The 9,639-nt window shown below is 59.4% G+C and carries 11 protein-coding genes; 7 read left to right on the plus strand and 4 right to left on the minus strand.

The window, feature by feature from the left end; genetic code table 11:
• Positions 1-70 precede the first annotated feature (70 nt).
• Together N826_RS37425 and N826_RS37430 are read left to right on the plus strand one after the other, a co-directional pair.
• The gene (locus tag N826_RS37425; RefSeq protein ID WP_052832762.1) at positions 71-1,765 is read left to right on the plus strand and encodes a hybrid sensor histidine kinase/response regulator; all 1,695 of its coding nucleotides are present in this window, start codon (positions 71-73) and stop codon (positions 1,763-1,765) included.
• A gap of 215 nt (positions 1,766-1,980) precedes the next feature.
• Positions 1,981-2,292, plus strand: a complete 312-nt coding sequence (locus N826_RS37430) for a hypothetical protein (protein WP_044437577.1) — start codon at positions 1,981-1,983, stop codon at positions 2,290-2,292.
• Between the two features lie 13 nt (positions 2,293-2,305).
• On the opposite strand, the gene N826_RS37435 is transcribed toward N826_RS37430, so the two are convergent.
• Entirely contained in the window at positions 2,306-2,533 is a 228-nt protein-coding gene (locus tag N826_RS37435; protein WP_044437578.1) for a dodecin, read from the minus strand.
• 782 nt (positions 2,534-3,315) lie between these two features.
• Between N826_RS37435 and N826_RS46210 the strand changes: the two genes are divergently transcribed.
• Positions 3,316-3,540, plus strand: coding sequence for a (2Fe-2S)-binding protein (locus N826_RS46210; RefSeq protein WP_084721527.1), 225 nt, complete (start codon positions 3,316-3,318; stop codon positions 3,538-3,540).
• Positions 3,541-3,728: 188 nt separating this feature from the next.
• On the opposite strand, the gene N826_RS37440 is transcribed toward N826_RS46210, so the two are convergent.
• Both N826_RS37440 and N826_RS37445 read right to left on the minus strand, forming a co-directional pair.
• Positions 3,729-4,646 carry a universal stress protein gene (locus tag N826_RS37440; RefSeq protein WP_044437579.1) on the minus strand — a complete coding sequence of 306 codons (918 nt, stop codon included), beginning with the start codon at positions 4,644-4,646 and terminating at the stop codon, positions 3,729-3,731.
• A 165-nt stretch (positions 4,647-4,811) separates the two neighbouring features.
• The gene (locus N826_RS37445; RefSeq protein WP_044437580.1) at positions 4,812-5,156 is read right to left on the minus strand and encodes an HPF/RaiA family ribosome-associated protein; all 345 of its coding nucleotides are present in this window, start codon (positions 5,154-5,156) and stop codon (positions 4,812-4,814) included.
• 776 nt (positions 5,157-5,932) lie between these two features.
• On the opposite strand from N826_RS37445, the gene N826_RS43945 reads away from it, so the two are divergent.
• The 3 genes from N826_RS43945 (at position 5,933) to rnk (ending at position 7,558) form a co-directional block, all read left to right on the plus strand.
• Positions 5,933-6,361, plus strand: coding sequence for a GreA/GreB family elongation factor (locus N826_RS43945; RefSeq protein ID WP_169789499.1), 429 nt, complete (start codon positions 5,933-5,935; stop codon positions 6,359-6,361).
• A gap of 126 nt (positions 6,362-6,487) precedes the next feature.
• Positions 6,488-6,862, plus strand: a complete 375-nt coding sequence (locus N826_RS37455; protein WP_147041267.1) for a hypothetical protein — start codon at positions 6,488-6,490, stop codon at positions 6,860-6,862.
• A gap of 267 nt (positions 6,863-7,129) precedes the next feature.
• Positions 7,130-7,558, plus strand: coding sequence for a nucleoside diphosphate kinase regulator (gene rnk / locus N826_RS37460; RefSeq protein WP_044437586.1), 429 nt, complete (start codon positions 7,130-7,132; stop codon positions 7,556-7,558).
• Positions 7,559-7,807: 249 nt separating this feature from the next.
• On the opposite strand, the gene N826_RS37465 is transcribed toward rnk, so the two are convergent.
• The gene (locus tag N826_RS37465) at positions 7,808-8,464 is read right to left on the minus strand and encodes a Crp/Fnr family transcriptional regulator (RefSeq protein ID WP_244619763.1); all 657 of its coding nucleotides are present in this window, start codon (positions 8,462-8,464) and stop codon (positions 7,808-7,810) included.
• A gap of 358 nt (positions 8,465-8,822) precedes the next feature.
• On the opposite strand from N826_RS37465, the gene N826_RS37470 reads away from it, so the two are divergent.
• Positions 8,823-9,639, plus strand: an 817-nt coding sequence (locus tag N826_RS37470; RefSeq protein WP_044437583.1) for an IS256 family transposase, incomplete at its 3' end; no start/stop codon positions are given.

The raw sequence follows: 9,639 nt of genomic DNA on the forward strand, positions 1-9,639 counted from the left end.
TCTCAATCCGGCCAAGGCGATTCAGGAGATCAAGAAGCTGATGGTCGAACGACACTGAAAGGATCAGCGCATGACTGTTCCGGACCCCGGCAGGACCTCCTCGATATACTGGATCGGCGCCGCTGCCACGGCCGCGATGCTGGTGATCGTGGCTGCCGCCGGGGCGTGGCTGTGGGCCGCTCGGGTGCGGACGATCGAGGCCGGGGAACGCTCGGTCAGCGCCCTGGTCCGGGTACTGGAGGAGCAGACCGCACGGAGCTTTGAGGCCGTTGACCTGACGCTGCTCGGCATGATCGACGCCATGAGCTTGAACCCATCGCTGCCGGCGCACGACGCCAGAGTCGAGGAATCGATGCGGCAGCGGCTGCGGCTGCTGCCCTACGTTCGTGCCCTCTACGTCATCGGCCCGGATGGGTTCATCACGCAGGACACGGACCATCCAAAGACACCACAGGTGAGCCTCGCCGACCGCGACTATTTCCAGGCTCACGCCAAGGATCCGAGCCTGTCCCTGCACATCGGTGAGCCCCTGATCAGCCGCTCGCTCGGGACGTGGTTCGTCAGCGTAAGCCGGCGGCTGGATGGCCCGGACGGCCGGTTCGACGGCATCGCCGTCGCCGCTGTTGAGCCACGCTACTTCGAAAGGTTCTACCGCGATCTGCACCTTGGCGAGCGGGACAGTATCGGCCTGTTCCGGCGCGACGGCATCGTCATGGTCCGCGGCCCGCACCGTGATGGTGCAATTGGCACGGACTGGTCGGAGAATGAAGTTTTCCGGGTTCACCTGCCGACAGCACCCTCCGGGACCTACCGCTCCATCAGCCTGCTGGACAGGGAAGACCGCATCTTCAGCTATCGGTCGCTGGAGACTTACCCGCTGGTGGTCGCAGTCGGCCTGGCGGAGGCCGATCTTCTCGCCGGCTGGTGGAGAAGCGTCGCCGTCACCGGTGCCGTGGTGTCGGCCCTGGCCCTCCTGATCCTGGCGCTGACGAGCCTATGGGTAAAAAGGCGGAGCGAGATGGAGCGGGCGGTGCACCACCGCATCCAGGCCCAGAAGCTTGAAGCACTCGGCCGCATGACAGGCGGTGTCGCCCATGACTTCAATAACCTGATGGCGGTTGTCGCCAGCGGGCTCAGGCTTATCCGCGGCAGGATTGACAACGAAGAGGTTCGCCGGATCGCGGACACCGCGTCAGCCGCCGTTGAACGCGGAACCAGGCTGACGCAGCAGATGCTGGCCTTCGCGCGGCAGCAGGAGCTCACGGTCGTCAGGGCCGACCTCAACGAACAGATCGCCGGCATGGAGGATCTTCTGAGGAACGCCGCGGGGTCGGCTGTGGATATGGTGATCGATGTCGGTTCCGACGTTCCATCCTGCCTGACCGACCAGACCCAGTTCGACACGGCCTTGCTGAACCTGATCGTCAATGCCCGCGACGCCATGCCGTCCGGCGGAACGATCCGCATCGCGACATGGCGGTGCGCCAATGACGATGCGCGCCGGATGCCGAACCTCAAACCAGGCCCCTATGCCTGTGTGACCGTCGCCGACACCGGCCAGGGCATGAACCCGGATGTGCTGAAGCGGGCGCTGGAGCCGTTCTTCACGACCAAGGGGAGCAAGGGCACCGGTCTCGGCCTCAGCCAGGTCTACGGTTTTGTTCGGCAGAGCGGCGGCGACGTCCGGATTGCAAGTGAAGTCGGTGTCGGCACGACAATCGACCTATTCTTTCCGGGCCTGGAAAGTAGGGGCGGATCATCATGAAAGGTCATGTTTAGCCTGCCAAGTGACAGCGACCTCGAAACAGGACGGATACCAGGCCGACTTCTAAGCGCGCTTCAGACAAACATAGTTGGCACTTTAGGCAATTTCTGACACGATGTTTTTCGAAGAGCGTTTGTGGAAGTGCGCTGGCGACTCTGCTGGTACTGAGCTCGCTTCGCAATATCGAGGATGAGGTTGAACAGGAGTGGCGGGCGATGAACGTTGAACTTAATATCGGGGGCAGCCGTCTCCTGCGCGAGCCAATCGAAAAGGCTTATGCAGATGGGCGCGTCGGAGGCGCCGCGGAGATGGTCGCGGAAGGCCTGCGCCAACGGTTCGGCGACATACCTGTCGAGCTTGCCTCAGCATTGCAGAAGGCCGATGAGGCAACTCTCCTGTCGATCATGCGTGCATCCTTCACGGCCGGATCCATGGCCGAAGCTGTCGGGCCAAGCTTAGCTGAGCATGTGCGCCCGCAAGCCTCCGTAAGGGCGGTCGATTGCAGGAACAGGATCGATCGCCCCTAGGGCATCCAGTCATTCAGGCGCCAGGGTCGATCGTGTCATCCAGGGTGAAGCCAACTTTGAGCGTTACCTGAAAGTGCGTCACCTTTCCTCCCTCGATCTGACCGCGGGTTTCGAGAACTTCGAACCAGCGAAGATTTTTCAGACTTTTCGAAGCCCGTGTGACTGCGCTCTGTATCGCGTCCTCAACGCTGCTGGGCGATGAGCCGACAAGCTGAATGATCTTATAGATGTGGTCGCTCAAATCGGACCTCCTCACGGGTTAACCAGGGAAACGTCAGAAGATGATCGGGTCAATCGTCGAGAAAACCTAGGAAGCTCTTGGGCATTGATGATCGGCGTTCAAATTTGGAAGGCAGGGGAAGTCGCATGGATATATCCAGTCTGGCGATCTGGCCGGCCTGGTGATCTGGGATGGTTGCAATAAAGCTTGGAAACAAGTCCGGAGAGAGCGGTGGTGGGCTCCCGCCTCACTGCCTATGAGCCCTTTGGCTCTCTCCGGGCCGTATCCGTGTCATGCCGCTATTCCGTGATCCGGATCTGTGTCGCGGAAGTCGAGGCGGCCTCCTGCTGGGGCTTATCCACCAAACCTCCTATGGGTTACGGTCATCCCGAATGCCGCTCTCCGGCCGGTCGGATGTATGACGGCGGGATCTACGCGGCGCTCTGTCCAGGCGGGGTCATCGAGCCTCCTGTCACGGCGGACTGCTTCGGCAAGAAAACGTCCTGGGGATGCTGATCTGCATGGGGCATGCTGCCGCAGCCGTCAGGAATTATGTTTCCTCCACCTACTGAAGATTATCATATGATTTCCAACGTGGTCGTCAAGACAATAGTTTTTCGTTGTGTGCTACCTGTCGCTCCGACCGCAATCCGATCCGCATATCTGTAGAAAACACCCGGTCAACATACCTGCAAGGTATGAGATAAAACAAATAAGGTATTTGCTGTTACTGAATATGATCTGCGATATTCCTTTAGACGACGAACAGATCCATCCAAGAAAAACGAATTGGGGAGAGGAAAGTGTACGTTTGCATCTGTAATGCTTTCACGGAAAAGCAGGTTTGCACAGCGATCAGCAAAGGAATTTCAACGCCGTCCGGCCTGTTTCGCCATCTTGGTTGCGCTCCGCAATGCGGAAAGTGTGTGCCCACCGTTCGGAACATGGTCAAAGGTCCTGAAAGCCTTTTGAACACGCTCCCGCATCGCGACAATATCTATCATGTTGAGCTGCAGGCTACCGGATGATGGGGGTAGTTTCCTGGCAACTCGCCCAGTCGCCGACGACACTCCCCGGTATGACAGAATTGGCTGAAGCATTTGGCTCAATAATCATTCATACTTCTCCGCTTTGGAATGGCGCTCCAATCCTTCTTTGCTGAGGATACATCCATGTTACCTGATGCCTTGAGCAGATCACTGGCAACCACCGGCGATCAGGGATAAGGCCAAACACGGAGGCGATCCGGCGCTGCAGGATCGCGACCGGCGCTTGAGCTGTCTTTCAGCGGCACCGCCAGGATGTCGCAAGTGACCTGCCGGAGGATCTGCTTGGCGGAACTGGGACAAAGCAGTCTTCTTAGGCCTGTGCGCCGCTGTATGCCAATCACCGCCAGCTGGGATCGCCAGCGTGCGGCAGCCTCACGAATGGCGCTGACCGGCTCCCCTTCCGTGAATACGATCTTTTCGATCGGATCGTGGCGCCCTTCCTGATGAAGGAACGACACAAGATCGGTCGCGGCTTCAAGGGCGGTTTCCTCGACATACTGCGCGATACGAGCAGGGTTCACGCCTGCTTGGCGGAGCTTGCCTTTGCCGGGCGCCCAGAATGCGTGCAGAACCGAAATGTCGGCGGCCTCAAGGAAAGGCAGGTTTCTGGCGGCATAAGCCGCCCGCGCCGACGGATTGGTCGCATCGATGGCGAAAAGCACGCGACGATACAGAGGGACCGGATCCTCATTGACCAGAAGCACGGGAGCGACGCCGCCGCGCAGCACCTGCTCGATTGTTGTCTTCGAGAACAGATCGCGCCAGGCATCCTTTTGATGGGCTCCCATCACGATGAGATTGACGGCCTGCTCCCGGGCAGTTTCTGCAATCACCAAGTGGGGGATGCCGCATCGCACGATGACATCGACTTCGAGGCCGTTCAACCTCCCGATATCGGCTGCACTGGCGTTCAGGTACGTCTTAACTTCGGAAATCCTGCGATCCACGAGATCAGTCGGCTGTCTTTCATCGACGACGTGCAAAATCACCAGACGGGCCTCGCACTGGAGCGCAATGAGCATGGCCTGGTGCAGTGCCTTGCCCGATCGGGAGGAAAGGTCTGTTGCCGCCATCAAGGTATGCATGTTCTTTGTCCTTTATCCTATATCCTTGAACACAGTGGAAAACCGCGTCATTACACGACCTGTCCTTCGACGCGGGAGAGTTGAGGCCAGCAGACTGACGCGGCAATCCGGCAATTTCCCTGGCTTAGCGTTGAGCCCGGTCAAGGCTCATTGCAAGTGAGAAGCCTACGGCATCGTGCGTGTACGGAATGCCATCTGCTTGCTCCGATGGTCCCGAAGGCGCCGGGCTGTGCGTTTGAAGGCATCAGCCACCACGATGGAGGCGTTCGGGCAGACCTCATCCTCGGCGCGGCTGCGTGCCACGAAATCCTTTCCCGGAATGGAGAGGTCAACGACAACGTCGAGCACCTTGAAGCGGTTCTCACGATGCTTGCTCGCTATGACGGCGACACGACAGGATGTCGCTCCGCCATACAGCGTTTTCAGTTTGCCGGCGTGCTGGAAAATGGCATTTTCCAGCTTATCGCAGCGTTCCATGTTATGAAAGTTCACGTGTACGGACATGGCCATGTTCGATCCCTCATTCCTTCCGCTGAGCGAAGAAAGGTTTGGAGTACCGGTCAAGCGTCAGAGACTGGGAGCCAGAGGCCCTGCGGTGCTGATCGGCCATGACAGCCGCGACACACCGCTGGAACAACAGCACACCGTATGATCCGTCGCTTTATTACCGGTTTTTTGAACTAGGGGATCAACCCTGGGCCTGAGCGAACTTTATCGTTCCACCCGGCGGCCCAGGGTGGACGAGCCTGCGATGAGGCTGCCTGAGCACAGAAGAAAACGATTGAGGCGAATGGCTGTCAACATGATGACTTAGATTTCGGGTCGATGGCGATCTTTGTCAAGGTAATTTGAAGTATATCTTTGGCCTTAGTGCTGTTCTTTAGGGTAACAGACTTTACCGGCTTCAGGTTTGGCTGCAGGTGCACGATATTGAAAAAAAGGGAAAGCTCCGATCTCATCAAGTTGTTAGGACCAAACACGGACCGATTTGCACCTGCCTTGCCAGATGAACCTGTTTTTGCCTTGAATGAGGCGATGAGCCTTTAGGATGATTGACGGAATGCCTCCATCCGGCTTATACATACGGTCATGTATTCGAACGCGCGCATAATGCGCCTCCGTCTGACGGGAGGCAGTCTTATCGCAGGCACACCCTCCCTGGGATTGCCGGCCACCTGAAGGTGTGCCCGGTTCCCAGGGCTGTTCTCTCTATCCCGCATGAACTGATCTGAATCACCCGGAAGCGGCCTGGCTGTTCCCGGGAGATTTGTCGCAGGAGAGATAGCGTGCCGACCAACATCGAATGCTCATTGCCGGACATCACGGTAGGGGATCGGGATCATTCCCTCATTGAGTGGATTCTCGAGGAAATTCCTCAAAGAGAACGTTTTCCCACAGCTGTCATGCTCGACCAGGAACTGGCGCGCGCCAGAATTATCCCTGCGTCCGAAGTGCCCGCTTCCGTCGTGACGCTGGGATCTCACTTCTTTTACCGGGAACACGAAACCGGCATCATGCGCGCCGGCACCCTGACGATTGCCGGGGTGCTTCCGGGGTTCGCCTGCCATGGCGAGAGCAGCATCTCGCTCCTGACTTTGCTCGGAGTAGCACTCCTTGGGCTCTGCGAGGGACAGTTGATCAGCCTTCATGCTCCCGAGGGCCGTGTCTGCATGGTTTCGGTGCTCAAGGTGCTGGCACAGCCTCGCCGCCGATAATAGTGCCGGCGACACTGGTCGGGGCGGTGTCTTCGATCCGTTGAACGGCCCCTGCATCATTGCTGGTCCGAATCCTACTTCTTCAACCGGTTGTATTTCCAGGGCCTGCTAAATACGGAGATCGACATGCCTGAACCAAAGCAACACACCTTGGAAGACGACGAACTCTTCCTGGTGTCGTTCATTATGCTGGCTCTGGGAAACGGTATTCTCATCGCCATCGCGCTGATGATCTGGAGAAATCAAGCTCTTGATGTTGATGACGAGCTTGTCCGCTGGGTGCTTGCGGCTATTGCCCTGCGCATCTTTTCTCTTCAGCTGCTGCGCCGGTGCACCGACAAGCTGGACCTTGCCGTAGCCGATACGGCAATGGCCTTTGCCGCGATGCTCCTCTCTCTCATTCATGGCTTCGTGGCAGGAGCTGTCGTCACCGGGGGGATAGGCCTGCTTCATGGGTACAGGGCATTACAGCATTCGCTCGACACCAGCTGCCGGACCTGAGGTCAGGGTCGCTGGAGTGCCTGCAAATAGAACCGTGCCGCAACAGGGGATACCAATGCCGACGAAATCGAACAATCCGCCTGCCCGGACAGACACCGACTTTGGAACAACGACGTCAGAGGGAAAGGTCGTGAAGATTTTTCCGAGACGACATATCGGATCGCCGAAGCCGTCGGTCGCTCCGCCAAGTGACGGGGATGATCCTGGGCCTGCGGCAGCCTGACATGAACTGAAACGCCGGAAAACCACCTGATATTGGAGAAAATCATGAACAGAAACATACATACCAGCGCACTGGCTGGCCGAAAACACCCGCGCATTACGCTCACGGCGGAGGACAATGACCGGCTTTCAAGTCTGGTGCGTGCCGCCATGGACAAGATGCCGGATATCGCCTCCTGTCTGGCCGACGAGCTGGACCGGGCGTCCGTGCTCCCGAAAGGGCGGGTTGCCGCCGACACCGTGCGTATGGGCAGCCACCTGGAGTACCGGGACGAGACACTGGGAACGACCCGGACGGCAACGCTGGTTTACCCTGACGAGGCCGACATTTCCCAGGGAAAGATCTCGGTGCTCACGCCGATCGGGATCGCCCTGATCGGCCTCAAGGTGGGACAGTCGATCACCTGGGAAACGCGCAACGGGGTGGTGAGGGAACTCACCTTGCTCGAGGTCAAGCAGCCACAGTACGCCTGAACGCCCTAACCTTACGGGCGCTCTGACGGTACTGTCTGGTTCAGAAATTAGCATCGTTACAGGAGAGATGCCTTATCACATACTCATGCCGACCGTACCTTCCGATGATGCGCTTGAGAGGCACCCTGACGGCGGCCACGTATGCAGCTGCCCTCAGGGCGCCATCATTGCGCGTGTCGAGAACCTTCCAGGGACGCCACGAGATGGGCAGATCCGAGTAACATGCGGGCACTTACCTGGTCTGAGTGCTCAGTCCTCGGCAATCACCTCGTCCTCCCGACAGAACTCCCGCAAGGCATCGATGCTCTCGATCGACACGACGGAGCCATGAACCTCGACGCCGACCGGGCGCAATTTGGCGAGCGCTCGGGAGAAGGTTTCCGGCTGGATGTTGAGCCGTTTTGCGACCAGTGACTTTTCCAGCGGCAGCTTGAAGGAGGCGTTGCCCTCGCCTGGTGGGCACAGCTTCAGCAAAAAACTGCCGACGCGTTGGGGAGCGGACTGGACCTGAAGCTGCTCGACCTGCTGGACCAGCATGCGCAGGCGCATGGAGAGAGAGCCCAGCATCGCGAAAGCCGTCCTGATGTCCGACTGGACGCAGCGGGCAAATGCCCTGGACGTGATTGACAAGACGCGCAGATCCGTGACGGCCTGAGCGCTGACCGGGAAGCGGGCTCCCGAAAACATGGCAGCCTCGGCAAAGCTCTCGCCTTTGCTCACCATGCGGACCACGGCCTCTGCCCCGTCGCGGTTGACCCGGTACAGCTTTACCCAGCCTTCCAGCACGACAAAGAACTGATCCGCCTGATCTCCCTGCATGAACAGGTCAGCTCCCCGCCCCACCGTCCGCACAGTGGCTGTCGCCAGCAGCGAGGCGAAATCCTGTTCGGCGAGTTGCTCGAACATGGGTAGTCTGCGGACAAGATCAGCGTCCCGTGCAGATAGACTGGCAGGTAGAGTGGGCATGATCGGGGCTGTTCCCTGTGATAGCTGCCGTGCGGCTGTAATCAGGAGGATCAAGATCAGACCACGATCGTATCAAACCTGGTCGGAAATGGGCAGCCTACTGTGTTCAAACGACACCCTTCGCGTTCCGATGAAGGAACAAAAAGGGTGTGCCTGCCACCTGTCTTCAGTAACGGGTTCGACCTGAAGCTCACGTGGCGCGAGCTATGGCGGAAACTGGGTGATGACGAGGTGAGGAAGGCGGCGTATCGAGGTAGGTGCTTGAAGCCTGCCTGAACCTCCAGAGGAGCGATACGCCATGAACGAGGATAGCAGCATTATTCGCCTTCGCCAGCCCGACGCGATCGATGATCCCCTGACGGCCCTTCTCCGCTCGGGAGCACGCCAGTTGCTGGAGCAGGCCATCGAAGCCGAGGTGGCAGCCTTCCTGGCCTCCAGTAAAGACTTGAAGCTGGCCGATGGCCGGGACCGGCTGGTCCGCCATGGCCATGGACCGGAGCGCGTGATCCAGACCGGGATCGGACCGGTCGAGCTCCAGCGGGTCAAGGTCCGTGACCGGGCTCCCGGTCCAGCAGCCGAGCGGATCCGGTTCAGCTCGGCCCTGCTGCCGCGCTGGGCTCGGCGGACCACCAGCCTAGACGCTCTGCTGCCAATCCTGTACCTGCGTGGCGTTTCGGCCGGTGATTTCCAGGAGGCGCTGGGTGTTCTGCTCGGCAAGGACGCACCCAATCTGTCGCCGGCGGTCATCGCGCGGCTGAAAGAGAGCTGGGCGGAGGACTATACGCGCTGGCAGCGGCGGGACCTGTCGGCCCGGCGCTACGTCTATGTCTGGGCCGATGGCGTCTACCTCCAGGCCCGCATGGAGCCCACTGCCGAGTGCATGCTGGTGATGATCGGCGCCACGCCCGAGGGTAAGAAGGAACTGCTCGGCTTCCAGGTCGGCGTTCGCGAGAGTGCCCAGAGCTGGCGCGAACTGCTGATCGACCTGAAGGCGCGCGGGCTGGGAATCACCCCGGAACTGGCGGTTGCCGATGGTGCTTTGGGCTTCTGGAAGGCGCTCAACGAAGTCTTTCCCGGAACACGGCACCAGCGGTGCTGGTTTCACACCATCCGAA

The organism is Skermanella aerolata KACC 11604 (assembly GCF_000936425.1).
Classification (GTDB): Bacteria; Pseudomonadota; Alphaproteobacteria; order Azospirillales; family Azospirillaceae; genus Skermanella; species Skermanella aerolata.